Origin of the sequence: Providencia stuartii (assembly GCF_029277985.1) — a bacterium.
GTDB lineage: Bacteria > Pseudomonadota > Gammaproteobacteria > Enterobacterales > Enterobacteriaceae > Providencia > Providencia zhejiangensis.
In genome coordinates this window covers 3,250,223-3,275,589 of record NZ_CP119546.1, presented here as the reverse complement: position 1 = coordinate 3,275,589, position 25,367 = coordinate 3,250,223, and the positions used below count along the sequence as shown (strand labels likewise).

The window sequence follows — 25,367 nt, the reverse complement described above, 5'->3', positions numbered from 1 at the left end:
TCTTTACTTAAATTGGTTAATCATTTTTAAGTCATGTTAAATTGGGTTTAAATTGTTTGTCATAGAATGGCAAACTCACAGGATTAAACTCTATTTTACCGTGTTTAATTTGTATGGAGGTCTATGATGGGAGTTATTTCTTGGGTTATTTTTGGTCTTATTGCAGGTATTTTGGCGAAGTGGATCATGCCAGGAACCTACCAAATCGGTTTTGTCATGACGACCGTACTCGGAATTGTTGGGGCCGTCGTTGGTGGATATATCAGTACTTTCTTTGGCAAAGGTAAGGTAGATGGTTTCAACTTTGGCAGCTTTGTGGTTGCCGTGATCGGTGCGATAGTCGTGCTATTTTTAGCTGGAATATTTGCTAAATAACCTGATATCCAATCAGAATGAACCTTAAAATAAACCACCATTAATAAGGTGGTTTATTTTTATGGAAATCGTCATGCTGATACTGTAGATATCTTGGCTCACTCAATTATGGCTGATGAGTTCCCAAGATTTCAGCTAACACTCCCTTATGTGAGTTAAGTCGCTTTATGTGCAAGGGAGTGATAGCACGGTGACTAAGGTTCTATCGGTAGGCCGTTATCTTGCCCCCATTCAGCCCATGAGCCATCGTACAGGCTAACATTGGTATTACCTAATAGTGTTAATGCCATTAATACGACGGCGGCGGTCATACCTGAGCCACAAGTTGTGACAGAAGGGGCATGAATATCAATGCCTTGTTTAGCAAACAGCGCTTTCAGTTCTGTTTCTGATTTAAACTCACCCTTGTCGACTAACAGATCCCAAGGCATATTTTTACTACCAGGGATATGCCCCATGCGTAGACCCGGACGAGGTTCAGGGGCTTGCGCTAAAAAGCGTGCGGCGGCACGGGCATCAATAATCTGTACTTGCTTTTGCTCTTCTACTAGTTCAAGGACTTGAGCTTGATTTAAAACATTTTCACGCTGGCATTTGGCCGTGTAGGTTTGCGGTGTCGGAGGGATAACTTCTCCTGTCTGAGTTTCAAAACCTGCCGCTTTCCATGCATCAATGCCACCAGCTAGAATTTTGACATTTTTGTGGCCCATCGTTGTAAATGTCCACCACGCGCGAGGCGCAGAGAATAAATTATTCTGAGCGTAAATGATTACTTGAGTATCATTATTTATTCCCATTTTACCGACGGCCTGACTAAATGTAGTTTCATCTGGCAGCATATGTGGCAGGGCAATACGCGTATCTGCCACTTCATCTTGATTAAAGAATTGGGCATGAGGAATGTGTTCTTCTAACCAACGCTGCCGACAATCATAAGGCGCGGTTGGAGGGGGAGATGAAGCATCTAGTACGATAAGGTTAGTATCTGACAGGTGGTCATGTAACCAGTGAGGTGTGACAAAATAAGCGTCATACATAAATTATCTTCATCCTGAATGTAAATATTATTGAGCCTGATTAACCGTAGGAATAATAGAAGGTTGCTGTGGTTGACTGTGTTCAATAGGTGTCGTTGAACGTGTATAAATATTCATGCCCGCTAAAACAATCCCACCAACGGAACCGAATGCACATAGCGCGAAGAGAGCGATAACAACCTTTTTCATTTTTTATAGCCTGAGTTGAAGAAGTAGACCCAAAGTATAACTCGATGAGTGTTGCAGACAAGTTAAATACTCTTTTTTGTGCGGATGAATGGGGAATTTGCCAACCTGTTCCCAATTTTGTGGCATAATGGTTTTTTAAACAGTAGTTTTTGCAAAGCACATCGTGAATACTTTCTGATAACGTCTGGTTTATTAACCACATTGGTTATTCTACACCTTCTAATGTAAACAGCAGTGAGCCTATGTCTCTGTCAAATAAAATTAAAGAACATATAACCCAATGGTATAAAGGGTTATCACACCATATTGACGGGTTCGTTTCCCGCGCACCACAGCGCCAAATGATTGCTGAAGTTGCAAAAAATTTGTCTGATGAAGAAGGGCGACATTTGGTGATTGAGGCACCAACAGGAGTAGGCAAAACACTCTCTTATTTAATACCCGGTATTGCTGTTGGGCGTGAAGAAGGCAAAATATTAGTCGTCAGCACGGCGAATGTCGCGTTACAGGATCAAATTTTCAGTAAAGACTTACCATTACTCAGTAAAATAATTCCCGACCTTAAGTATACAGGCGCTTTTGGTCGAGCACGTTATGTATGTCCTCGCAATTTAGAGGCAATTTGTGCAGCTGAAGGCGAACAAATTGACTTAATGTTGTTAGTCGAAGATAAGGCTGAAATAGCCAATAGTGAAGAAAGAGCGATTTGTCAGCAGCTACGTAATGACTTTCATAGCTTTGCATGGGATGGGTTGAGGGATCACCATAAACGAGCATTTAGTGATAGCTTATGGCGAAAGGTGAGTACTGATAAAATGAATTGCTTAGGTCGCAATTGCCAATTTTATCAGCGCTGTCCATTTTTTATTGCCCGCCGAGAAATTGAAGATGCGGATGTCGTGGTGGCAAACCATGCCTTAGTGATGGCAGCGATGGAAAGTGAATCCGTATTGCCTGAACCTAAAAAGCTGCTTTTGGTACTTGATGAAGGCCATCATGTGCCTGATGTTGCGAGAGATGCATTAGAAGTAGAAGGTGAAATCACCCTTGTTCAATTAACTGCGCAAGTGGATAACTTTATTCATAATGTAGGGCAGTATGTTGCTCAGTTTAGCCCGGCTAAACCACCGAAGTTAGCGAATCCCGAACGATTGCATCAACATGCAGAAAAATTAAGGGCGGCATTTCGTGATTTTTCACTATTAACAAATGCTTTATTGCCAGAAACCTCGAAGGACAGTGAATATTTATTTCCGTTGGGACAGTTACCTGAGGCAATGCAATTATGCTGTCAGGATTTATTCAAATTAACAGATGCCCTTAAAGGCTTATCTGAAGCGATTTTAAATGATTTAACCGAACAGACAGCGAAACAAGATATTGTTCGCCTACATCGCGCTATTTTATCAACTAGCAGAGCGTTAGGTTATTTTGAAAATATGGCAAAGTTGTGGCGTTTAGCGACTCTTGAGCAAACATCAGGCGCTCCGGTATCTAAATGGCTTAGTCGTCGTTATGAGAAAAATCAGTCTCGCTTATTTATGCACTGTGCTGGTATTCGAGTGAGTGAACAACTTCAGCAACTGTTATGGCGCAATGTGCCACATATTGTGGTGACTTCTGCAACGTTACGTTCACTCAACAGTTACGCGCGTTTTCAAGAGTTGAGTGGGTTATCAGAAAAAAGTGATGATCGTTTTATCACTTTATCGTCTCCTTTTAATCATGTTGAACAGGGAAAATTAGTTATTCCTCAAATGAAATATGAGCCAACTATCGCGACCGAAGAGCAACATTTAGCGGAGATGGCAACCTATTTTCGCCATGAATTAGAGAAAGGAACGCATCGAGGGATGTTGGTGCTATTTAGTAGCCAACGCGCTATGGACGGTTTTTTAGAACATGTGAAAGATTTGCGTTTACAATTATTAGTACAGGGGGATCAACCTCGTTACCGATTAGTGGAAACGCACTGTGAACGCATCGATAAAGGTTTAGTTAGCGTATTAATTGGCTTGCAATCATTCGCTGAGGGGCTTGATTTAAAAGGCGAATATTTAACTCAGGTGCATATTCATAAAATTGCATTTCCACCTGTAACGAACCCAGTCATTATCACAGAGGGGGAGTGGCTAAAATCGCTTAAGCGCTATCCTTTTGAAGTTCAAAGTTTACCGAGTGCTTCTTTTAATCTAATTCAGCAAGCTGGCCGCTTGATCCGTAGTCATGAATGCTACGGTGAAATTATTATTTATGATAAACGGTTAATCACCAAAAATTATGGCAAGCGGTTATTGAATGCGCTACCCGTTTTTCCTATTGAACAGCCTCAAATGCCAATAAATAAACAGGTCACATGAAGTGAACTAAAAATTGAAGGGGTTTAATAACCAATAGGGATGAAAAAGGCCACACCATGGTGTGGCCAAGGGGCAGTCAAGGTTGACTATTGTTATCGACATTACTCAATATTGGCTTCTAAGAACCATAGGAATTTATCAAGGTCACGTGATGCTGCTGTAAACATATCCGCAGTGTCTTCATCTTCGACTTCATCAATAGCCTTACGGATATCATTAGCAACAACAGCATAGCGATCGGCTAGTGCTTTGAGGTGATCCTGCACATCATGGATATCAATTGGATATGCCTCTAACGAAGTAAACTTATTCACTTGCTGAGTGGTCCCAATAGCGACTCCGCCAAGTTGAACTGCACGTTCTGCAAATTCATCAAGGTGCTCAACTAAAGAGGCACGGAAACCATCAAGCATTTCATGTACAGCAATGAAATTACGACCACGCATATTCCAGTGTGCTTGTTTTGTCATTAAAGATAGATCGGTGAAATGAACCACCATGACATTCAACATATCAATAGTTTCTAATTTGACACTATCTTCAACATCATTGCGGGTATATAAAAGGTTTGCTTGAGGTGCTTTAACTAATTTAGCTGTACTCATAATTTTCCCCTTATAAGTCTTTAATTTATCAGTATCCTGTTTCTGTTAAATAATATAAAACAACAGAGTCAGTTTGTCATAATGCTATATTCTATTACTTTGATAGGTAAAATTGATAACGAATTACAAGTAAATTAATTATTACTAAATAATAATATAGGATTAATAAGGTAATATTTCAATGACGTTAAAGAAAATTTACAATAAATAAGGTTAATAAAGAAAGTTATTTTAACTTTATTAACCTTGAATAAGATAAAAATAATAAAAGAAATTCAAACGTTATATATTTAAGTGACTTCTTCTATTTTAGTTTTTGGACGCGCAGTAGATGTTGAACCAATAGATGCACATACTATACATAATAGCGCTAACCATTGGGTTGCAGTTAAATGCTCCTGAAGAAAGATAATGCCTAGGAATGCGCCCATACAGGGTTCTAAGCTCATCAGGGTACCAAAGGTTCTTGCTGGAAGCCGCGTTAGGGCGATCATTTCAAGAGTATAAGGAAATGCAGTTGATAAAACAGCAACCGCTAATGCCAATGGTAAAATAGCGGGATCAAACATGGCTTCAACACCAGTTTGCATTAATCCAATCGGGAAAAAAATCAACGCGGAAATAAATGAACCAATAGCGACAGTTGCAGCACCATAACCCGCGCCGGCACGTTGACCAAAAATAATATAAATGCCCCAACACACGCCAGCACCGAGCGCATATAAAGCACCAATCGGATCAAGGGCATTAATATTATCACCAATAGGTAATAAAAATAGCAAGCCAACGATAACCAATGCTATCCAAAGGAAATCAATAGGGCGGCGAGATGAAAACATAGCAACGGCAAGTGGGCCAGTAAATTCGAGTGCAACCGCGATCCCTAATGGAATTCGTTCTAAAGAGAGATAGAACAAATAGTTCATGGTTCCCAAAGAAAGGCCATATGTGAGCAGAGGAACAAGGGAGTTGCGTCTAAATTTCAATCGCCAAGGCTTAAAAATAACAAATAAAATAACGGTCGCAAGCAATAGGCGTAGTCCAGTTACCCCCGGAGCACCGATAACAGGAAATAATGTTTTAGCTAGAGATGCACCGCTCTGAATTGAGGTCATTGCAAGCAACAACAACCCTACAGGTAACAGAGGAAAAGCGCTCTTTTTAGTATCGGCAGACATGAATAATTAAACCTCAGAAATACGTTATCAAGCCTATAAAATGCTTGGCTATTCTTAAATATGAATAATTTTGCGACAAAAGGAAAAACACATAGCTTAGCAATAAGATGGACGTAATTATGGCATAAATTCAACATAGATAATATGTGTTTATAAAATATAAAGCACAATAATACATGACATTTAATGTTTGTCTTGTTAACCCGATACCGACTAAAGTATAGACTAAATTTGGGCAATAATTTATATGCGACTTTATGGCTTTATACAATGTGTATTGAGGTTATCTTTATGTGACGTATAATTATTTTTCAATAAAAACACAATAATAATGAGGACAAAATGAAAAAAATTAACAGTATCGCGGTATATTGTGGGTCAAGCATGGGGGCGAATGAGGTTTATCGGCAGCAGGCTATTCAATTTGCTGAAGAAATGGTCAAACGTAATATTACTTTAGTCTATGGTGGTGCTAGCGTAGGCATTATGGGAACAGTGGCTGACACCATTTTATCTTTAGGCGGAAAAGCCATTGGCGTTATTCCTTCATTACTTGAAGAACGTGAAATTTCACATAAAAACCTCACTGAATTATATAAAGTTGAAACAATGCACCAGCGTAAAAATAAAATGATAGAGCTAGCTGATGGTTTCGTTGCTTTACCCGGAGGATATGGCACGCTTGAGGAATTTAGTGAGGTATTTACTTGGAGCCAAATTGGTTTACATACCAAACCTTGCGGCCTGTTCAATATTAATAACTATTGGCAACCATTAATCGATATGACCAATAAAATGGCAGATGAGGCTTTTTTGCAGGAAAAATATCGTCACATGGCGATTGTTGAAACTTCTCCAGCGGCATTATTCGATCGCTTTGAGAGCTATATCGCGCCATCAATAAAAACATATAGCTAACTTATTAAGAGGGGATTTATGATCCGATGTGCGGTTAAACAAGACCTTGAAGCAGTGCTTTCCCTATACGAGCTATTATTTTCAGAGATGGCGAATTTAGACAGTGAAAGAATGCAACCAGCAAAACAGGCTAGAGAGTTTGTCGAACATGCCATTAGTGATGAAAAATTTCAGTTGCTAGTGGCAGAGCATGATGGAAAAGTTAAAGGTTTTTGCCTCGCTCAACAACAATCAGCATCTCCCTATAACTGTATGGTTCCTAGAGATTTTTGTTATATCTTTGACCTTGTCGTTGCTCCAGAATTAAGAAGTCAAAAAATGGGGCATCAATTTCTTGAGCATATGAAAATATGGGCGAAAGAACGCAATTTAAGTCATTTAGAACTTTCTGTATTATCACAAAATCATCAAGCTATTAAGTTTTATGAAAGAGAAGGGTTAACAGAAATCACTCGTACCATGGGAATTAAGCTATAAAAGCCCATTGATGGCCTAATAATAAATATTGGGCCATCACGATATTATCAATATATTCTATTTTTTATTGCGATTATATTCCGTTGTCTTAACGAAGAATATTTTTATTTAGACCTTAAAGGTCATTATACAACTTTTTAATACCATTCATTATATCGTCATAATAGCAATAATTAGTATTGATATATAAGCTCATAACCGATTCATGTTTATCTCATTTGATTATAGACAGAGCAGGTGGATGACTATTGATCTCGGTGGCGCAATCAGTACAAGATCTAAGCGAACGAATGTGGCATAATGCGCCGCTATTTGGTTGGGTATCCTCGACATCATAAATTAAAGGCATAGAAGTGTTACAGACAAGCAATATCACTATGCAGTTCGGCAGTAAGCCGCTGTTTGAAAATATTTCCGTTAAATTCGGAACAGGAAACCGTTATGGTTTAATCGGCGCAAATGGCGCCGGTAAATCGACATTTATGAAGATATTAGGGGGCGATCTTATACCAACTGCGGGAAATGTAAGTACCACAGACCCTAATGAGCGCATTGGTAAGCTTCGCCAAGATCAATTTGCCTTTGAAGAATACACGGTACTGGATACTGTGATTATGGGGCACGTTGAGCTATGGAATGTAAAACAAGAACGCGACCGTATTTATGCCCTCCCAGAAATGAGTGAAGAGGATGGCTATCGCGTTGCAGACCTTGAAGTCGCTTACGGTGAAATGGATGGCTACAGTGCGGAAGCTCGTGCGGGTGAGCTGCTGCTTGGTGTTGGTATTCCTGTCGAGCAGCATTACGGCCCAATGAGTGAAGTTGCTCCTGGTTGGAAATTGCGGGTACTTTTGGCTCAAGCACTGTTCTCTGATCCCGATATTTTGTTACTCGATGAACCAACCAACAACCTTGATATCGATACTATTCGTTGGTTAGAGCAAGTATTGAACGACCGTAACTGTACGATGGTGATTATTTCCCATGATAGGCACTTCCTGAATACAGTTTGCACCCATATGGCCGACTTAGATTATGGTGAGCTGCGTTTGTTCACGGGTAACTATGATGAGTATATGATTGCCGCAACACAAGCAAGAGAGCGCTTACTTGCCGATAATGCGAAGAAAAAAGCGCAAATTGCCGAATTGCAATCATTTGTGAGTCGCTTCAGCGCTAATGCCTCTAAATCAAAACAAGCAACTTCTCGTGCACGCCAAATTGATAAAATTCAATTGGAAGAAGTTAAAGCCTCTAGTCGCCAAAACCCATTCATACGTTTTGAACAAGAGAAAAAATTGTTCCGAAATGCATTGGAACTTGAAGCTGTGACCAACGGTTATGAGCAATCCTCTCTATTCAAAAATGTGAGCTTATTGCTAGAAGTTGGTGAAAAAATGGCGGTTATCGGTGCGAACGGTATTGGTAAAACGACATTTTTGAAAACACTGGTAGGTGAGTTACCACCTAAAAGTGGTACAGTAAAATGGTCTGAAAATAGCTCTATCGGCTATTATGCTCAGGATCATGCCGAGGATTTTAATACTGATTTAACCGTTTTTGATTGGATGAGCCAATGGAAAAACGAAGGGGATGATGAACAAGCCGTCCGCAGTATTTTAGGTCGTTTACTGTTCTCTCAAGATGATATTAAGAAAAAGGTTTCTGTTTTATCGGGTGGTGAACAAGGCCGTATGTTATTTGGTAAGCTCATGATGCAACAACCAAATATCTTAATTATGGATGAGCCAACCAACCACTTAGATATGGAATCGATCGAATCCTTAAACCTTGCGTTAGAACTCTATAAAGGAACATTGATTTTTGTTTCTCACGACCGTGAGTTTGTCAGTTCATTAGCAAGTCGTATCTTAGAAATTAAGGAAGATAAAGTGATTGATTTCAAAGGCACTTATGATGAATATTTGAAGAGCCAAGGTGTTGTTGAATAAACTGACTATGGTTTATAAATGATTGAAAAAAGACCTAGCCTAGCTAGGTCTTAGTTTTTAACAAAATAAGTTCATTAGTTCTTTTTCACAAATTCAGATTTTAGCTTCATTTGGCCGAATCCATCAATTTTACAATCAATATTGTGGTCGCCTTCGACTAAGCGGATACCTTTTACACGAGTACCAATTTTTAGCATTGATGAGCTGCCTTTCACTTTTAGATCTTTAATGACAGTGACAGTATCGCCATCTGCTAATAGATTTCCGTTCGCATCTTTAACGACCAACTCATCGCTTTCTTCAACAGGCTCGGCATCATTCCATTCATGCGCACACTCAGGGCAGATATACATATCGTTATCAGTATAGGTGTATTCAGACTGACATTTCGGGCAAGGAGGGAATTGCATATTAAATACTCTCAGTAACTTATTTAGTAATGTAAAGTGATGACTGATTATTCATGCCAGCCAACACGAAAGGGGATAGTATAAGGTTAAAGCAAAAATAATTTATTTTTTAGGATTATTCTTAATTTTGGCAGCATTTGAATAACTGCCACATATCATCGACAGCAATGTTATTGCTGAGAGCACACTTCACAATGGGCGTCTTTGGTGAGTTTAAATTGGCGGAACTCCATCGTCATTGCATCAAAGAATAACACCTTACCCGTATTCACTTTCCCATATTGCGTGAGCAGTTTGATGGTTTCCATCGCTTCCAGTGTACCAATCGTTCCGACTAATGGAGCCATTACACCTGCCTCTACACAGGTTAGACTATTTTCACCAAATAAGCGGCTCAAGCAGTGGTAACAAGGGGTGTCATCTTCATAGGTAAAAACTGACAATTGTCCTTCCATGCGAATAGCGGCACCTGACACCAGCGGTTTTTTTTGTTGGAAACATAGACGATTTAATTGTTCACGAATAGCGACATTATCGGTGCAATCAAGTATTACATGATGTGTTGTGATTAATTCATTTAGTTGCACATCATCCAACTGTGCATTGATCGTCTCAATACAAATATGTGGATTGATCGCTGTTAATTGAGCTTTAGCGGAATCCACTTTAGGTTGGCCAATCGTCGCATCACGGTGCAAGGTTTGCCGCTGTAAATTAGACAGTGAAACGGTATCGAAATCGACTAAGGTGAGTTGACCGACACCCGCAGCCGCTAAGTATTGTGTGGCTGCGCAACCTAAACCACCGAGACCAATGACCAGCACTTTGCTGGCCTTGAGTTTCTCCTGACCATCAAAATCAAATCCACGCAAAATGATTTGACGGTTATAGCGTAACATTTCTTGATCGGTAAGCTCTTGCACTGTCATTATTCACTTTTGAGTAGGTCATTGAACATTTCGACATCAACGATTTCGCCTGCGGCGACATGTCCTCGTTCCCTTTCTAAGACGATAAAGCAGTTGGCTAAACTAAAGGAACTAAACACATGAGAGCCTTGATGCCCTGTTGTTGCAACTTGCAGCAGCCCATGTTCATTGACGCTTAGGATCCCACGTTGAAAATCCAGACGGCCGGGGCTTTTTTTCAATGGCGTAGTCACAGGAACTTTAAATTTCATTGGCGCTTGCCACTGGCTATTTCCAGAAAGGCGAGCAATTAACGGCTGTACGAGTTGATAAAAGGTAAGTGCCGCGGAGACAGGGTTACCTGGTAATCCACAAAACCACGCTGAATGGAGTTTACCAAAAGCAAATGGCTTGCCGGGTTTTATGGCAAGTTTCCAGAAGCCGATTTCTCCTAGCTCCTCTAAAATGTGTTTCGTGTAATCAGCTTCCCCCACGGAGACACCGCCACTACTAATCACTAAGTCAGCTTGGCTATCGGCATCAATAAAGGTTTGTTTAAGTTTTTCAGGGGAATCAGGAATAACACCTAAGTCGATAATTTCACAATTGAGTTTTTCGAGCATCAAGCGGACAGTAAAGCGGTTAGTGTCGTAGATTTGCCCCTCTTGCAACGGTTGACCAACTGCTTGCAGCTCATCTCCTGTAGAAAATAGTGCAACTTTTAGACGGCGATGTACATTGACCGTTGCAATGCCCAAAGACGCGATAAGGGGTAATTGGGCTGTGGATAGCAGCGTGCCGCTAGGGAGTACGCAACTTCCTTTGGCGATATCTTCGCCTGCTCGGCGGATATTGCTACCTTGCTTGACAGTACCTGTAAATAAGATCCCTTGAGCTGTCTCTTCCGTCTCTTCTTGCATGACGACAGTATCGACACCTTGTGGAATGGGTGCGCCAGTCATAATGCGAACACAGCTACCGTGGGGAAGCTCCCCTTGCATTGGTTGGCCTGCGAATGATTTTCCTGCTACAGGCATAGGGGTTTTACCATCCCACTCTGCGAAACGAAGACCGTAGCCATCCATTGCAGAATTATCAAATGGGGGAACATTCATTGGTGAGATGATGTCAGCTGCGGTGATGCGCTGGGCCGATTCTGTGAGCGGAATGGATTCTGAGCTAGTCACAGCTTGTGTTTGAGAAAGAATTTTTTCTAGTGCTTGCTCAAGAGAGATCAATCCCGCGGTATGACACATGTCCATTATTACCCCTATATTTCTGCTTTGCCATTGAGGCTTAAAATACTGTCGTACTGCTTATTATGGCAGAGATATTGCGATGGGTGAATGAATAGAAATTGATTCAGAATAGCTTTTGATTGGATTTCGTAGGAAAAACCACACAGAAAACAGTCTGCTATTAGGCATAAACAAAATTGTTTTTTTGTGAATGCTATGTTAAACCAGTAATCAAATTAATTATTGCATTTGAGATGAAACAAAGGATTTTATGGCTGTAGCGCAGAAACATCCCCATTCAAGCCGTAGCGCTAGTGCTTTTCATATTGCTTTTAGCGGATTTCTTTCATTAATTGTCGTGATGGGAATAGGGCGTTTTACGCTCACGCCTCAAGTTCCGTTAATGATTGAAGAGCATCAGCTAACCCTCTCTACCGCCAGTGTCGTTGCTGCATTTAATTATCTAGGATATTTATTGGGTTCATTTGATGCGATGCGAGCTCGTCAGCATATTGAAGTCCGTATGTGGTTGGGGATATGGGGAGCAGTTGCGATCACATTAATATCATCACTTCTTGGTGATGTCATACTTCATAGTCTCGCGCGTTTTGTTATTGGCTGGGCGAGTGGCATGTCATTAGTGTTGGTCGTTGCTTGGGCAAATGAAAATTTAGCGAGGTTAAATCGCCCAGCGTTAAGTGTCGCGGTGTTTGCGGGGACAGGAGCAGGCATATTTATTAGCGGTATGTTCGCCGTTGCGATTCAAGATTGGCAATTATCTGCCAGCCAAGGTTGGTTGATTTATGGTGTGTTGGCCCTTATTTTTAGCTTGTATATCAGTCGTTATATTCCTCGAACGGGTCAATGGCATCGTCCAGCAGGAGACGTGAAAAAGCTGCATCTTACGCCGGAAATTAAGCGCTTGGTATGGAGTTATGGATTAGCTGGATTTGGCTATATATTACCTGCGACCTTTTTGTCACAAATGGCTTCCCAGCGCTTTCCTGATAGCCTATTTGCCCAGTTTGTTTGGCCCGTTTTTGGTGCGTCAGCTGTACTTGGTATTCTTATCGCCATGCTATTAAGGACGGTATCTACAACGCAAAATCGTTTAGCCATCACGTTATGGTTACAAGGGGTTGGCATTCTCATTGCGGAAGTGATTTCAGGTATTTCGGGATTAGTGATGGCCGCGATATTGATTGGTGGTGGCTTTATGTGTGCTGTACAGCTATCAATGCAATTAGGTCGTGAATTAGCCCCCGAACATAATCGCTTTATGGCTGGATTACTCACTACTTTTTATGCCATAGGTCAATTAGTGGGCCCAACACTGTCCTTCATTTCTACTTTTCTAACAGGAAAACTGGAACCTGCACTGTATACCGCATTTATGGCTTTGTGTATTGCCGGTGGGTTAGTCTATCGCCGTTCTAGATAAAGACTATAGCGGTAAATATGTTATTTATTAGAGAAATAATAATATAGCCGCTAAAGAATTCGACGGTGTATCATGATGAAATAAATATTGGTTCATGCAAATATTTCATATGAACCATGGCGGTAATGCTGGATTATCGATACATGCTGTTTTAGAGTACGGCGCACACCTGCGTTTTTATAAAAAATCGTTATATCGTTTGTGGAGAATCTAATGTCATCTCTGAGTAAAGAAGCCGAATTGGTTCATGCTGCTCTGGCAGCGAGAGGGCTTGAAACGCCGTTACGCATCCAACCTAAATCTGGGCAAGAGCGTAAGCAGCTAATTGAAGGGCATATGGCAGAGATCATGAAGTTACTGAATTTAGACCTAACCGATGACAGCTTAGCAGATACCCCAAAACGTATTGCTAAAATGTATGTTGATGAGATTTTTTCAGGTCTAGATTACGCGAACTTCCCAAAAATCACCGTCATTGAAAATAAAATGAATGTCGACGAAATGGTGACTGTACGTGATATTACATTAACGAGTACATGTGAGCATCACTTTGTCACTATTGATGGAAAAGCGACGGTTGCTTATATTCCAAAAGATAAAGTGATAGGTCTTTCGAAGATCAATAGAATTGTTCAGTTCTTTTCTCAACGTCCTCAAGTTCAAGAACGTTTGACTCAGCAAATTTTAGTTGCGCTACAGACATTACTTGGAACAAATAATGTTGCGGTATCAATTGATGCGGTACACTACTGTGTCAAAGCTCGCGGTATTCGTGATGCAACCAGCGCAACGACGACGACTTCTTTAGGTGGGCTATTTAAATCAAGTCAAAATACGCGCCAAGAGTTTTTGCGCGCAGTACGCCATCAGTAATGTATTATGGCTGTCATGGCATCGCCTGAATCCCAACAAAGGCGCATTGATAGGCTTGATGCAACGCGCGGCATTGCAATCTTAGGTATTCTATTAATGAATATTTTTGGATTTGCTTTGCCGCAAATGGCCTATATGAATCCTGTGTATTCTCAATCGGTAAGCCAACCAGACATCCTCGTCTGGGGCGTCTTTAATCTCTTTTTCCAAGGCAAGTTTTTAGCTATTTTTTCGATTTTATTTGGTGCAACTTTGGCACTTTTACATCGTAAAGGCTATCGGTGGAATATGTGCCGTTTAGCGATCTTAGCGATTTTAGGCGTGATTCACGGTGTAGGGCTTTGGGATGGTGATATTTTACTCGCTTACGCGATTACGGGAGTAATGGCATTATTTATTTTTGAGCAGTATACACAGCAATATTTGTTAAAATTTGCCTGTTTTATTTATGTCATTGGGCTCATTATTTTATTTTTCCTTGGTATTTCGGTCGATGCAGATAACTTCTGGCATGTGTCTGAAGAACAAGCACTCTCTGAATTTTTACAAAAAACAACGGGGGGAAGTGTTAGCCTGCTATATCGAGCACAATCTGTACTCAACATGGTCGAAATGCTATTTATTCAATATGGTTGGCAGTTACTTGGATTAATGATAACAGGGTTTTTATTAATCCGTAATGGATGGTTATGTGGGCAATTTAGTTCGCAGCATTATCGACGTATGGCCATTTTATTGATCACACCGGCTTTGTTGGTGCAAATTTTGTCACTTTATCTACAAAGTCAATTTGGTTGGGGGTATTTTGCTACCTCGATTGTTGGCTATATTATTAATGAATTGATGATCCCGCTACAATCACTAGGGTATATTGCTCTAGTTTATGGTTTCTGGGAAAGTATAAAAACGTGTGTCATTGCTAAGATGTTGCAATGTACAGGGCGTATGGCATTAAGTAATTATTTATTGCAGACCCTTATTTGTACAACGATTTTTTATCATTTGGGTTACTTTAATAAGTTTTCTCGACTCGAGTTATTAGCGTTTATTGTGCCAATATGGCTAATCAACTTACTGTTTTCTTATTATTGGTTACACTTTTTCACGCAAGGCCCAATTGAATGGGGATGGCGCAAACTGACTGATACCATATCCAATTGCTTAGAAAGCCCGAGATAAGCATTTAGGCAGTTATGTTTGATAACTGCCTAATGAATAAAGAGGATTAAATTTTATTTACTTCATCGGGTGAAACGGCAGGATAACCCTTCATTCCTTCAGGCATTTTGATTGGTGCAGGAATGGATTCTTGTTCCCCTAAAAACTTAGGCTCACGATTTAAAATATAGAGATCAGCCAATGCCCCTAACCGTGCAAATACTTCACGTACTCTTACCTTAAACATAGCTTTTGGCGTTGGTACAGCTAAACACTGTGCATCGATACCTTTATGTTTAGCAATAAATAAAGCTCTTTCACAATGAAAGCGCTGAGTGATAATCGTGAAATTATCCACATGCACAGATGAAACTGGTGCAAAAAAATAGAAACATCAGAGCTTTTACGTGTTTTTGGCGCCTTAGCAATTATTCATTATGAACATAGTGCCAATGTAACATATGAACAGCATGCAACACATAATGGAACAGATGAAACAAGTAAAACAAAGCACTTAGAACATAAGGTTAAACATCTGAGACAGCTCGTTACAGCCCGGTGATCGCAGGTAGCAGCGACTCCGATGTTCAAATTCGTCTCGTCCTATTTTTTCAATATTCTTAGTTAACTGCTCTTTTGTCAGTTTTAACCGTCCATCAAGCGGAAATTCAGGGGGAACCCAGCAAGGATCACCTTGCGTGGAAATTTGGTCTTTTTTAGGGACGATAATTATTGAGGATATTGCGCAGGCTCCGGTTGGTCAAAGGGGGCTTTAATTGGGTGGTCTGGGTGCTCAATACCATGACACGTCGCGATGACTTTCACTTGTTGGCATGGTAAGAAGTGGACTTGCAATCCACAGGAATCCTGATATTCCGGGATAGTCACGGTAGTCTGATATTGTCGGTAATTGGCTTCTTGTTTTTTTATAAAATCTTTAAATGCAGGATCTGCAACTCTTGGCATATCTTTAGGAAACGGGTCAGGATTCACCTTCCATTTCACATTGACCTGCATATTGGGTTGCCATATTTCAGGTAACATTACACAGCAAGTAAATCCTTCGGTACGTCCCCGATAACCATTAACCGAAAACCAATTGATATTCGTGTCTGCGACATGGTTATACCCCAATAAGTTCGCGCCCACATAGGCAATGTTCTCTTTAGGTTTCTCGTCAGGAGAACATCCTAAAATAAAGAGTGGAAGAATAAAAAAAGTAAAGTAAACCCTCTCATACACGATTCCTGTCCATTAAAAATAAAAAACAGTATCGTACACTTAAGGTAAATTATCTATTTCTGAATTAGGATAATTAAAATGACGTCATCGGTTATTATAAGCACGATTATGTAAAATCTGAGCGCTAACAACAGGATTACCGCTCTAGCGTGAATTAAAATGCATTCAGTTTATAACGTAGAGAACCTATAATCCGATCCCAAATTTCGACCATTTGAGCTTCGCTATAGCGAGTTTGTTTATACTTGCTATTAAGACCTAACTTGATTAACGGCTTCCACACTGTTGCAACAGCTTCATTAGCATAAAGAGTAAAGTCGTAGACCTTTAACGTTTTCTGTTCATAATTTTGAGTGCCATCAAAAAGCCATGCTTCAAATGGAATACCATTTACCATAGACGCATATTTTTTTAAGGTTTTCATACTTGACGCTTTTAAAGCATCGTCAATTGCATCACTTCGACCAAAAAAGGTATCCCCGTCGGTAATCATTGCATTATTCGTATTGATACCAAAGAGTAAATCGTCATTTTCATAGCTAAGCCCCACAACAACTTTGTGCTCTCTACCGTCATCCGCAATAAATCCATTAGGAATACACCATCCTTTATCGGTTGGAATATCATGATCTAACCGCCCACTTAATCGCGAAATCAACGAACGCATTGCCGCTAATTTAGAGGGTTTCTGATTTGATTCCGCCTCAGTAAAACCTCTAGCTAAATATTGTTTTTTTCGCTCTTCATGCTTTTTATCCGAAAAATCTCTAAAGTCTGAAGTAATAATAAAAGCGATTTGATTAAGATATACATGAGCCTCTAATTGACGATATATATCATCTGAACCACTTTGGTTTTTATCAAAGATGACCCCTTGATTGTCGGGAAGCTGAATAACTTCTTTCAACGCAGGGGCATTTTTCTGACTGGTTTTTTGATTCCTAAGCGCTTCTTCACGTAATGCAATACGCTGTTTAAATGCAGGCGGGTAAATAAATTGGCTTTCAATATCAAAATCATCATACGTGGCTTTATGCGTGCCATTATTAAAAGACGCCGGAACATCCACCACATAAATTCCCGCACATTGCGGTTTTGTTTCCGAAAATAACGGTTCAACCATAACAGCGTCCTTTTTAACAATGGGATTTGCATACAACGTTGGAATAAAAAACACCACGCCTAAAGAAAAGCAGATTGCGCGCAACGCGGTCTTCATCAACATGCAGGCACCTCTTGAACCATTTTAGCGATAGCACGCAGGGTAAATTGCAATGCAGGACGTTGATGAATATCGTCAAGGTTTTTGACTTCATACGCACCTTGATGGTCAACATTCGTGGCTAACACACTTTTAATCAACTGCCCGTTTTGTCGCTGGATTGTTTTCAAGGATTCCACAGGAACCGTACCATCCCCCGCAGAATTTGAGGCTTTTAACTCATAAAGACGGGAGCGGTTAAACGGTAAAGGCACTTCACGGTAGTTATTGGGAATTGTTTTATCGCTGTCATGCATATCTTTCGGGTACGTAATTGACGTGATATGCCACTTGACGGAGCCATCGGAAGGCTTTGTATGCCCATAAAACGCATAGGTGTTGGGGTGATAACCAGCAACATTTAATGATGAAATAAAACTTCGGACTTTTTTTCTCATTAAAATAACATACTCTTCCCAATTATTTTGGCTAACCGCTTCCTCTTTATCAATGATGTCAGACTCATACAACCGCCACCATAAGGTTTTATTCAGATAAATCTCCCCAAACGGGTCGCCTTTTTGGGGTAAGACTAAATCACTGCCATCAGCATTCCCTTTTTCAACACTAAACCACGCCATTCCATGGGCATTACTGGTATAGTTTGGCGCAGGTAATAACTGTAAAGGCGCAGGTTTTTCCCTTTTCATTCCATTTAGAGGGTAATAGGAAACGTATTGGTATTCGTCGGCTTCTGGGGTATCTTTCTCTGACATGACGCTAATCCTCTCGAATTTTCCTTAATAAAAAAGTAGAGAAATCTAGCTTAAGGCTTCACCTGAGATGTCCAATTTTTCGGCACCGATAAGATCTATTATGTCAAACAGGTGATTTTGAATGCCCTTATCGCGGCAAAAGGTTTACTCCTTTATGCCGCAAAAAGTGACATTACTCAATTGGAGCTACAGTAGTAGGGCATGCAAGCATATTTATGTTAAATATGAGCGATAACGAGACAATCATTGCGCACAGAAAAACATTAAAACGCATTCGGTTTATAACGTAGAGAGCCTATAATCCGATCCCAAATTTCGACCATTTGAGCTTCGCTATAGCGAGTTTGTTTATACTTGCTATTAAGACCTAACTTGATTAACGGCTTCCACACTGTTGCAACAGCTTCATTAGCATAAAGAGTAAAGTCGTAGACCTTTAACGTTTTCTGTTCATAATTTTGAGTGCCATCAAAAAGCCATGCTTCAAATGGAATACCATTCGCCATAGACGCATATTTTTTTAAGGTTTTCATACTTGACGCTTTTAAAGCATCGTCAATTGCATCACTTCGACCAAAAAAGGTATCCCCGTCGGCAATCATTGCATTATTCGTATTGATACCAAAGAGTAAATCGTCATTTTCATAGCTAAGCCCCACAACAACTTTGTGCTCTCTACCGTCATCCGCAATAAATCCATTAGGAATACACCACCCTTTATCGGTTGGAATATCATGATCTAACCGACCGCTTAATCGCGAAATCAACGAACGCATTGCCGCTAATTTAGTTGGTTTGTCATTCATTTCAGCTTCTGTAAACCCTGCATTAATATATATTTTCTTCCTTTCTGTATATTTATCCGATGAAAGGTCAAGTATTTCAGTTGTAATAATAAAAGCGATATGATTGAGGTACACATGGGCTTCTAATACCCGACCTAAATCATCTTGCCCCGAAATATTTCTATCAAAGATGACCCCTTGATTGTCGGGAAGCTGAATAACTTCTTTCAATGCAGGGGCATTTTTCTGACTGGTTTTTTGATTCCTAAGCGCTTCTTCACGTAATGCAATACGTTGCTTGAATGCCGGCGGGTAAATAAATTGGCTTTCAATATCAAAATCATCGTACGTGGCTTTATGCGTGCCATTATTAAAAGACTCAGGAACATCCACCACATAAATTCCCACACATTGCGGTTTTGTTTTCGAAAATAACGGTTCAACCATAACAGCGTCCTTTTTAACAATGGGATTTGCATACAACGTTGGAATAAAAAACACCACGCCTAAAGAAAAGCTGATTGCGCGTAACGCGGTCTTCATCAACATGCAGGCACCTCTTGAACCATTTTAGCGATAGCACGCAGGGTAAATCGCAATGCAGGACGTTGATGAATATCGTCAAGGTTTTTGACTTCATAAGCCCCTTGATGGTCGACATCCGTTGCCAACACGCTTTTAATCAACTGCCCATTTTGACGCTGGATTGTTTTCAAGGATTCCACAGGAACCGTACCATCCCCCGCAGAATTTGAGGCTTTTAATTCATAAAGACGGGAGCGGTTAAACGGCAAAGGCACTTCACGGTAGTTATTGGGGATTGTTTTATCGCTGTCATGCATATCTTTCGGGTACGTAATTGACGTGACATGCCATTTCACGGAGCCATCGGAAGGCTTTGTATGCCCATAAAACGCATAGGTGTTGGGGTGATAACCAGCAACATTTAATGATGAAATAAACTTTCTTACCGGTTTCTCCATTAAATTAAAATAAGCCAACCAATTTTCCCGACTAATGGACTCCTCTTTATCAATGATGTCAGACTCATACAACCGCCACCATAAGGTTTTATTCAGATAAATCTCCCCAAACGGGTCGCCTTTTTGGGGTAAGACTAAATCACTGCCATCAGCATTCCCTTTTTCAACACTAAACCACGCCATTCCATGGGCATTACTGGTATAGTTTGGCGCGGGTAATAACTGTAAAGGCGCAGGGGCGCGGGCTAATACCGGCATCAATTCTTCGGCAGACTTGCCCATGACAATGCCCGCCAATCCTTCTTGTTTTCCACCCACTTTCATCCGGCGATAGGCGGCAGGTGACCCCAAATCCGGAATGACGCCATGAACAACGCCTAACACCTTATCCTGACACCCTTTAAATTCGGCATCGTCTGGCGGATTCATGGCATAACGAGCCACTAATCCTCCCATGGAATGAGTGACTAAAATCACTTTTTCAATCGCAAGACCATGTCCGTGTCCATCTTGGCTTTGGTAATATCGGAGGGTTTTATCTATATACTCCACCAACTTGGCAGCAGAAATGGCATTATCTTCCAACCAGTTATACCCAAACACATGCAAAGGATAGAGAAAATTCAAAAAATGACTGGCTTCTTTTTCGGTTAAGCAATCTTCATTTTTATCTTCAGTGCCGAACACGGTATTGCACAACTGACGCACAATGCCATTCTCTTTCGGATTGCCGCTGATGCCATCTTTACCATCAGCACGCCGTCTGGCGGCTTTTTGCCAATCATCTAACAATGCGCCTTGAAGCACGCTCAATGTATTCCCATAGCTAAAATTGAGAATTTCGCCCCAACCTCGCTCTTTTCTCGGTTGAAGGAGTGTTCCACAATCCCCCAAGCCATCATCTGTAATTAACGAGTACACGTTCGAATTAATGACTCCGCGATTATCGACCGTTGTGGTTTTAGGGTTTAACAATTCTCGTCGTTCTTGACCTTTTAGCTTAGCCCAGTCCACATAAACTTCGATCTCGTTATCCCCCCGCCAAATCTTATCACCTTCTAAAAAATTACTACCAGCCGAGGTTGCTTTCAAATTACTGCCCATCACCCCAGGCAAAAAAATGACTGGAATAATTTTGGTTGGGGGAACCACGCATTTGGCTTCTGGATTAAGGGATTGGTGTTGAAGCCCAACCCCTTTCCAATGGCATTTTCCTTTTTCATCCCATTGAGGGTGGTAATAGGAAACGTGCAGGCATTCGCTCATATCTGGGGTATCTTTCTCTGACATGACGCTAATCCTTTTGACGAATCATTAAGAAAAATAGAATAGCGTAATTTAGCTTAAGGTTCCATCTGGGATGTCCAATTTTTCGGCACCGATAAGATCCATTATGTCAAACAGGTGATTTTGAATGTCCTTATCGCGGCAAAAGGTTTACTCCTTTATGCCGCAAAAAGTGACATTACTCAATTGGAGCTACAGTAGTAGGGCATGCAAGCATATTTATGTTAAATATGAGCGATAATGAGACAATCATTGCCGCACAGAAAAACATTAAAACGCGTTCGGTTTATAACGTAGAGAGCCTATAATCCGATCCCAAATTTCGACCATTTGAGCTTCGCTATAGCGAGTTTGTTTATACTTGCTATTAAGACCTAACTTGATTAACGGCTTCCACACTGTTGCAACAGCTTCATTAGCATAAAGAGTAAAGTCGTAGACCTTTAACGTTTTCTGTTCATAATTTTGAGTGCCATCAAAAAGCCATGCTTCAAATGGAATACCATTCGCCATAGACGCATATTTTTTTAAGGTTTTCATACTTGACGCTTTTAAAGCATCGTCAATTGCATCACTTCGACCAAAAAAGGTATCCCCGTCGGCAATCATTGCATTATTCGTATTGATACCAAAGAGTAAATCGTCATTTTCATAGCTAAGCCCCACAACAACTTTGTGCTCTCTACCGTCATCCGCAATAAATCCATTAGGAATACACCACCCTTTATCGGTTGGAATATCATGATCTAATCGCCCGCTTAATCGCGAAATCAACGAACGCATTGCCGCTAATTTAGAGGGTTTGTCATTCAATTTAAACTCAGCAAATCCATAACTTAAATAATCATCTCTATCTTTGGCATATTTAGGGGCGGACAAATCAAGAATATCGATAGTTATAATAAAGGCTATATGGTTGATATACACATGAGCCTCTAATGTTCGGTAAGAATCATCTGTTCCACTTTGATTTTTATCAAAGATCACCCCTTGATTGTCGGGAAGCTGAATAACTTCTTTCAATGCTGGAGCATTTTTCTGACTGGTTTTTTGATTTCTAAGCGCCTCTTCACGTAATGCAATACGTTGCTTGAATGCCGGCGGATAAATAAATTGGCTTTCAATATCAAAATCATCATACGTGGCTTTATGTGTGCCATTATTAAAAGACTCAGGAACATCCACCACATAAATTCCCGCACATTGCGGTTTTGTTTTCGAAAATAACGGTTCAACCATAACAGCGTCCTTTTTAACAATGGGATTTGCATACAACGTCGGAATAAAAAACACCACGCCTAAAGAAAAGCTGATTGCGCGTAACGCGGTCTTTATCAACATGCAGGCACCTCTTGAACCATTTTAGCGATAGCACGCAGGGTAAATTGCAATGCAGGACGTTGATGAATATCGTCAAGGTTTTTGACTTCATAAGCCCCTTGATGGTCAACATTCGTGGCTAACACACTTTTAATGGACTGCCCATTTTGACGCTGGATTGTTTTCAAGGATTCCACAGGAACCGTACCATCCCCCGCAGAATTTGAGGCTTTTAACTCATAAAGACGAGAGCGGTTAAACGGTAAAGGCACTTCACGGTAGTTATTAGGGATTGTTTTATTGCTGTCATGCATATCTTTCGGGGACGTAATTGACGTGATATGCCACTTTACGGAGCCATCGGAAGGCTTTGTATGCTCATAAAACGCATAGGTATTAGGATGATATTTTCCTTTCTCTTGATGCTCCATAAAACTTCTAACATCTTCATTTATCAATTTAACGTAAGACTTCCAATTATCATCAACGTTAGTCTCTTTCGAGTCAATAATGTTTGATTGATATAATTTCCACCAAACATCATTACGCAAGTAAATATCAGTGAATGGGTCTGAGCTTACTGTTTTTGGGTAACTATCATCATCTTTAAGCCATGGAGACTTATATTTAGGGGAAGGCAATAGTTGAAGAGCAGCTGTAGCCCTCGCCAAAACAGGCATTAACTTTTTAGCTGAACTCCCTAAAACTTTGCCTGCAATCCCTTCCTTTCCAGCTCCTGTTTTCATTCGTCGATAAGCAGCAGGTGACCCCAAATCAGGAATAACGCCATGCACGACACCTAACACCTTATCTTGACAACCTTTGAACGTTACTGATTCAGGTGGATTTATTGCGTAGCGAGCTACTAGCCCCCCATAGAGTGCGTAACAATGATCACTTTTTCTACTGCCAATCCATGTCCATGTTTATTTTTGTAGATATCTAAAGCTGTAGCATTTAGGCAGTTATGTTTGATAACTGCCTAATGAATAAAAAGGATTAAATTTTATTTACTTCATCGGGTGAAACGGCAGGATAACCCTTCATTCCCTCAGGCATTTTGATTGGTGCAGGAATGGATTCTTGTTCCCCTAAAAACTTAGGCTCACGATTTAAAATATAGAGATCAGCCAATGCCCCTAACCGTGCAAATACTTCACGTACTCTTACCTTAAACATGGCTTTTGGCGTTGGTACAGCTAAACACTGTGCATCGATACCTTTATGTTTAGCAATAAATAAGGCTCTTTCACAATGAAAGCGCTGAGTGATAATCGTGAAATTATCCGTATCAAATACTTTGCGAGTACGAACAACAGAATCTAACGTTCTAAAACCTGCAAAATCGAGAACAATTTTAGAGGCGGGAACACCGGCCTTGATTAAATCTTTGCGCATGGTAATCGGTTCATTGTAACTATGAGCGCCATTATCACCACTTAGCAGTAAATATTTTACTTTTCCGCTATGGTAAGCATCTGCGGCACCTAGGATTCGGTAGTGGTAGTATAAATTTTGAGCGCCTGTCGAATAATATTTCGATGTCCCTAAAACCATCCCGACATCACGTGCGGGCAGCTCTTCAACTTTTTCATAGATATAAGGGGCAGTTTCCCAAGCGATCCAGCGGTCAAGTAAAATAATAGTGACTAAAGTTATCCCTAAAATAGTTATTAGACCATAAAGCAGACGTTTCCTCATTGTCCTTGCCTTCATAATAATAGTCGTAATGATAAGGCTACTTGACTTAAATGGGGGAAGCAAGTTGAGCAACGTAAAATCCTGTCAATAGATTTAACAGTGTTCGAGTTGGCTCAGCGCAAGTGCCGATTGTTGCATTACAGGAACATGTTCAAGTAGAGATCCTAGAGGGGTTCGAATTGATGGTGCATGCGTATAAATGCAAGCAATTAACCGATTCTTCTCATCTTTTACAGGTACTGCACAGGCTACCATCCCATCAATAAACTCTTCATTATCCGTACTGATTTGAGTTTGAGCGATTTTATCGAGTTGAGCATTTAATTCAAACATGTCAACTAGCGTATTGCGTGTCATTTGATGAATAGGGAGGGCTTTTAACAAGCTTTGTCGTTTGGCTTCGCTAAGGCTTGCAAGGTACAGCTTACCACTGGCTGTACACCAAAGCGGCGTACGACTGCCTTCCGGTAAGTTAATTTGTAGTGGCCAATTGGTTTGAATTCTTTCGTAGTACAGCATTTCTAAGCCATTCGGCACTGAAATTCCACAGGTTTCATTGATATTGTTTGCCAGTGTTCTCAGTATGACTTGGCGTGCAGACTTAAAACGAACACTATTCCAAACACCTTGCGATATCTGGAGTAAGCGATTTCCCGGTTCCCAAAGCCCTCTTAAATTCATTTGTAGATAACCATCTTGCTTAAGTTGAGCAAGAAGACGATGAACAGTCGGTTTAGGGATAGCCAGATCATGAGCAATATCAGCAGGTGAAAGAGGATTATCAGATTTTGCAATGTGCTCCAAAATGGCCAAAACGCGTGTTACGGCTGAACTTTTATCATGCTGTGTATTCAATAGACGGTTTCTCTTAACATAAATTTTTTGCCATGGTGGCATTATCGCAGGTGTGAAGCAAGAGTGATAGAGGGAAGGAGGGAAGAAAATAGCCTCTC

24 protein-coding genes and 1 pseudogene are annotated in these 25,367 nt (G+C 40.5%); 8 read left to right on the top strand and 17 right to left on the bottom strand.

Annotated features, from left to right (window positions below; all coding sequences use genetic code 11):
- The first annotated feature begins 126 nt into the window (after window positions 1–126).
- Complete coding sequence (locus P2E05_RS14565) at window positions 127–375, top strand: GlsB/YeaQ/YmgE family stress response membrane protein (protein ID WP_154621979.1); 249 nt, start codon at window positions 127–129, stop codon at window positions 373–375.
- Between the two features lie 194 nt (window positions 376–569).
- Here the strand turns inward: P2E05_RS14565 and sseA are convergent, their stop codons facing one another.
- Complete coding sequence (gene sseA, locus P2E05_RS14560; RefSeq protein WP_154621976.1) at window positions 570–1,412, bottom strand: 3-mercaptopyruvate sulfurtransferase; 843 nt, start codon at window positions 1,410–1,412, stop codon at window positions 570–572.
- A gap of 27 nt (window positions 1,413–1,439) precedes the next feature.
- On the bottom strand, window positions 1,440–1,601 hold the full coding sequence (locus P2E05_RS14555; RefSeq protein WP_276122859.1) for a hypothetical protein: 162 nt from the start codon (window positions 1,599–1,601) through the stop codon (window positions 1,440–1,442).
- A 242-nt stretch (window positions 1,602–1,843) separates the two neighbouring features.
- Between P2E05_RS14555 and dinG the strand changes: the two genes are divergently transcribed.
- The gene (gene dinG, locus P2E05_RS14550; protein WP_163862719.1) at window positions 1,844–3,961 is read left to right on the top strand and encodes an ATP-dependent DNA helicase DinG; all 2,118 of its coding nucleotides are present in this window, start codon (window positions 1,844–1,846) and stop codon (window positions 3,959–3,961) included.
- 101 nt (window positions 3,962–4,062) lie between these two features.
- Here dinG and dps read toward each other — a convergent pair whose 3' ends face one another.
- Complete coding sequence (gene dps / locus P2E05_RS14545; RefSeq protein WP_154621974.1) at window positions 4,063–4,566, bottom strand: DNA starvation/stationary phase protection protein Dps; 504 nt, start codon at window positions 4,564–4,566, stop codon at window positions 4,063–4,065.
- Between the two features lie 290 nt (window positions 4,567–4,856).
- Window positions 4,857–5,744 carry a threonine/homoserine exporter RhtA gene (gene rhtA / locus P2E05_RS14540; RefSeq protein ID WP_154622687.1) on the bottom strand — a complete coding sequence of 296 codons (888 nt, stop codon included), beginning with the start codon at window positions 5,742–5,744 and terminating at the stop codon, window positions 4,857–4,859.
- A 342-nt stretch (window positions 5,745–6,086) separates the two neighbouring features.
- On the opposite strand from rhtA, the gene P2E05_RS14535 reads away from it, so the two are divergent.
- The 3 genes from P2E05_RS14535 (at window position 6,087) to P2E05_RS14525 (ending at window position 9,091) form a co-directional block, all read left to right on the top strand.
- The gene (locus P2E05_RS14535; RefSeq protein ID WP_154622688.1) at window positions 6,087–6,662 is read left to right on the top strand and encodes a TIGR00730 family Rossman fold protein; all 576 of its coding nucleotides are present in this window, start codon (window positions 6,087–6,089) and stop codon (window positions 6,660–6,662) included.
- An 18-nt stretch (window positions 6,663–6,680) separates the two neighbouring features.
- Window positions 6,681–7,139 carry a GNAT family N-acetyltransferase gene (locus P2E05_RS14530; RefSeq protein WP_154622689.1) on the top strand — a complete coding sequence of 153 codons (459 nt, stop codon included), beginning with the start codon at window positions 6,681–6,683 and terminating at the stop codon, window positions 7,137–7,139.
- A 353-nt stretch (window positions 7,140–7,492) separates the two neighbouring features.
- Window positions 7,493–9,091, top strand: coding sequence for an ABC-F family ATPase (locus P2E05_RS14525; RefSeq protein ID WP_163862717.1), 1,599 nt, complete (start codon window positions 7,493–7,495; stop codon window positions 9,089–9,091).
- A gap of 74 nt (window positions 9,092–9,165) precedes the next feature.
- Here the strand turns inward: P2E05_RS14525 and P2E05_RS14520 are convergent, their stop codons facing one another.
- From P2E05_RS14520 to moeA, 3 genes are all read right to left on the bottom strand, one after another.
- Entirely contained in the window at window positions 9,166–9,501 is a 336-nt protein-coding gene (locus P2E05_RS14520) for a zinc ribbon domain-containing protein YjdM (RefSeq protein ID WP_154622690.1), read from the bottom strand.
- Window positions 9,502–9,671: 170 nt separating this feature from the next.
- A complete protein-coding gene (moeB, locus tag P2E05_RS14515) occupies window positions 9,672–10,430 on the bottom strand; it encodes a molybdopterin-synthase adenylyltransferase MoeB (protein ID WP_154622691.1) in 759 nt (252 codons plus the stop codon).
- Window positions 10,430–11,671, bottom strand: a complete 1,242-nt coding sequence (gene moeA, locus P2E05_RS14510) for a molybdopterin molybdotransferase MoeA (RefSeq protein ID WP_154622692.1) — start codon at window positions 11,669–11,671, stop codon at window positions 10,430–10,432. Before moeA ends, moeB begins: the two co-directional genes overlap by 1 nt.
- 247 nt (window positions 11,672–11,918) lie before the next feature.
- Between moeA and P2E05_RS14505 the strand changes: the two genes are divergently transcribed.
- The 3 genes from P2E05_RS14505 to yeiB all read left to right on the top strand — a co-directional run bounded on the left by P2E05_RS14505 (window position 11,919) and on the right by yeiB (window position 15,140).
- Window positions 11,919–13,088, top strand: a complete 1,170-nt coding sequence (locus tag P2E05_RS14505) for a YbfB/YjiJ family MFS transporter (protein WP_154622693.1) — start codon at window positions 11,919–11,921, stop codon at window positions 13,086–13,088.
- Window positions 13,089–13,301: 213 nt separating this feature from the next.
- Window positions 13,302–13,961, top strand: coding sequence for a GTP cyclohydrolase I FolE (gene folE / locus P2E05_RS14500; RefSeq protein ID WP_154622694.1), 660 nt, complete (start codon window positions 13,302–13,304; stop codon window positions 13,959–13,961).
- A 6-nt stretch (window positions 13,962–13,967) separates the two neighbouring features.
- Window positions 13,968–15,140, top strand: coding sequence for a DUF418 domain-containing protein YeiB (yeiB, locus tag P2E05_RS14495; RefSeq protein ID WP_272657970.1), 1,173 nt, complete (start codon window positions 13,968–13,970; stop codon window positions 15,138–15,140).
- Window positions 15,141–15,186: 46 nt separating this feature from the next.
- On the opposite strand, the pseudogene P2E05_RS14490 reads toward yeiB, so the two are convergent.
- The 10 genes and pseudogenes from P2E05_RS14490 to P2E05_RS14445 all read right to left on the bottom strand — a co-directional run.
- Window positions 15,187–15,474, bottom strand: a pseudogene (locus P2E05_RS14490) (outer membrane permeability protein SanA); the annotation flags it as partial.
- A 374-nt stretch (window positions 15,475–15,848) separates the two neighbouring features.
- On the bottom strand, window positions 15,849–16,361 hold the full coding sequence (locus P2E05_RS14485) for a DUF3304 domain-containing protein (protein WP_272657971.1): 513 nt from the start codon (window positions 16,359–16,361) through the stop codon (window positions 15,849–15,851).
- A 154-nt stretch (window positions 16,362–16,515) separates the two neighbouring features.
- Window positions 16,516–17,586, bottom strand: coding sequence for a T6SS immunity protein Tli4 family protein (locus P2E05_RS14480; RefSeq protein WP_276122858.1), 1,071 nt, complete (start codon window positions 17,584–17,586; stop codon window positions 16,516–16,518).
- Window positions 17,580–18,338, bottom strand: coding sequence for an acetyltransferase (locus P2E05_RS14475; RefSeq protein WP_276122857.1), 759 nt, complete (start codon window positions 18,336–18,338; stop codon window positions 17,580–17,582). The genes P2E05_RS14480 and P2E05_RS14475 overlap by 7 nt, the downstream gene beginning before the upstream one ends.
- A gap of 263 nt (window positions 18,339–18,601) precedes the next feature.
- On the bottom strand, window positions 18,602–19,672 hold the full coding sequence (locus P2E05_RS14470; protein ID WP_276122856.1) for a T6SS immunity protein Tli4 family protein: 1,071 nt from the start codon (window positions 19,670–19,672) through the stop codon (window positions 18,602–18,604).
- A complete protein-coding gene (locus P2E05_RS14465) occupies window positions 19,666–21,396 on the bottom strand; it encodes a lipase family alpha/beta hydrolase (protein WP_276122855.1) in 1,731 nt (576 codons plus the stop codon). The genes P2E05_RS14470 and P2E05_RS14465 overlap by 7 nt, the downstream gene beginning before the upstream one ends.
- A gap of 267 nt (window positions 21,397–21,663) precedes the next feature.
- Entirely contained in the window at window positions 21,664–22,734 is a 1,071-nt protein-coding gene (locus P2E05_RS14460; protein ID WP_276122854.1) for a T6SS immunity protein Tli4 family protein, read from the bottom strand.
- Window positions 22,728–23,519 (bottom strand): acetyltransferase, encoded by a 792-nt coding sequence (locus tag P2E05_RS14455; RefSeq protein ID WP_272682905.1) that lies wholly within the window; start codon window positions 23,517–23,519, stop codon window positions 22,728–22,730. The genes P2E05_RS14460 and P2E05_RS14455 overlap by 7 nt, the downstream gene beginning before the upstream one ends.
- A 193-nt stretch (window positions 23,520–23,712) precedes the next feature.
- The gene (sanA, locus tag P2E05_RS14450) at window positions 23,713–24,414 is read right to left on the bottom strand and encodes an outer membrane permeability protein SanA (protein ID WP_272677677.1); all 702 of its coding nucleotides are present in this window, start codon (window positions 24,412–24,414) and stop codon (window positions 23,713–23,715) included.
- 93 nt (window positions 24,415–24,507) lie between these two features.
- Window positions 24,508–25,269: an IclR family transcriptional regulator gene (locus P2E05_RS14445; RefSeq protein ID WP_196714056.1), complete on the bottom strand. Its 762-nt coding sequence runs from the start codon at window positions 25,267–25,269 to the stop codon at window positions 24,508–24,510.
- Between the last annotated feature and the right edge of the window lie 98 nt (window positions 25,270–25,367).

Excerpts from the sequence above, each read along its gene's own strand:
- P2E05_RS14555 (WP_276122859.1), bottom strand. The coding sequence starts at position 1,601 with ATGAAAAAGGTTGTTATCGCTCTCTTCGCGCTATGTGCATTCGGTTCC.
- dps (WP_154621974.1), bottom strand. The coding sequence starts at position 4,566 with ATGAGTACAGCTAAATTAGTTAAAGCACCTCAAGCAAACCTTTTATAT.
- sanA (WP_272677677.1), bottom strand. The coding sequence starts at position 24,414 with ATGAGGAAACGTCTGCTTTATGGTCTAATAACTATTTTAGGGATAACT.
- P2E05_RS14505 (WP_154622693.1), top strand. The coding sequence starts at position 11,919 with ATGGCTGTAGCGCAGAAACATCCCCATTCAAGCCGTAGCGCTAGTGCT.
- folE (WP_154622694.1), top strand. The coding sequence starts at position 13,302 with ATGTCATCTCTGAGTAAAGAAGCCGAATTGGTTCATGCTGCTCTGGCA.
- moeB (WP_154622691.1), bottom strand. The coding sequence starts at position 10,430 with ATGACAGTGCAAGAGCTTACCGATCAAGAAATGTTACGCTATAACCGT.
- sseA (WP_154621976.1), bottom strand. The coding sequence starts at position 1,412 with ATGTATGACGCTTATTTTGTCACACCTCACTGGTTACATGACCACCTG.
- P2E05_RS14475 (WP_276122857.1), bottom strand. The coding sequence starts at position 18,338 with ATGTCAGAGAAAGATACCCCAGAAGCCGACGAATACCAATACGTTTCC.
- dinG (WP_163862719.1), top strand. The coding sequence starts at position 1,844 with ATGTCTCTGTCAAATAAAATTAAAGAACATATAACCCAATGGTATAAA.
- P2E05_RS14460 (WP_276122854.1), bottom strand. The coding sequence starts at position 22,734 with ATGTTGATAAAGACCGCGTTACGCGCAATCAGCTTTTCTTTAGGCGTG.
- P2E05_RS14565 (WP_154621979.1), top strand. The coding sequence starts at position 127 with ATGGGAGTTATTTCTTGGGTTATTTTTGGTCTTATTGCAGGTATTTTG.
- P2E05_RS14530 (WP_154622689.1), top strand. The coding sequence starts at position 6,681 with ATGATCCGATGTGCGGTTAAACAAGACCTTGAAGCAGTGCTTTCCCTA.
- moeA (WP_154622692.1), bottom strand. The coding sequence starts at position 11,671 with ATGGACATGTGTCATACCGCGGGATTGATCTCTCTTGAGCAAGCACTA.
- P2E05_RS14465 (WP_276122855.1), bottom strand. The coding sequence starts at position 21,396 with ATGTCAGAGAAAGATACCCCAGATATGAGCGAATGCCTGCACGTTTCC.
- rhtA (WP_154622687.1), bottom strand. The coding sequence starts at position 5,744 with ATGTCTGCCGATACTAAAAAGAGCGCTTTTCCTCTGTTACCTGTAGGG.
- yeiB (WP_272657970.1), top strand. The coding sequence starts at position 13,968 with ATGGCTGTCATGGCATCGCCTGAATCCCAACAAAGGCGCATTGATAGG.
- P2E05_RS14520 (WP_154622690.1), bottom strand. The coding sequence starts at position 9,501 with ATGCAATTCCCTCCTTGCCCGAAATGTCAGTCTGAATACACCTATACT.
- P2E05_RS14470 (WP_276122856.1), bottom strand. The coding sequence starts at position 19,672 with ATGTTGATGAAGACCGCGTTACGCGCAATCAGCTTTTCTTTAGGCGTG.
- P2E05_RS14480 (WP_276122858.1), bottom strand. The coding sequence starts at position 17,586 with ATGTTGATGAAGACCGCGTTGCGCGCAATCTGCTTTTCTTTAGGCGTG.
- P2E05_RS14535 (WP_154622688.1), top strand. The coding sequence starts at position 6,087 with ATGAAAAAAATTAACAGTATCGCGGTATATTGTGGGTCAAGCATGGGG.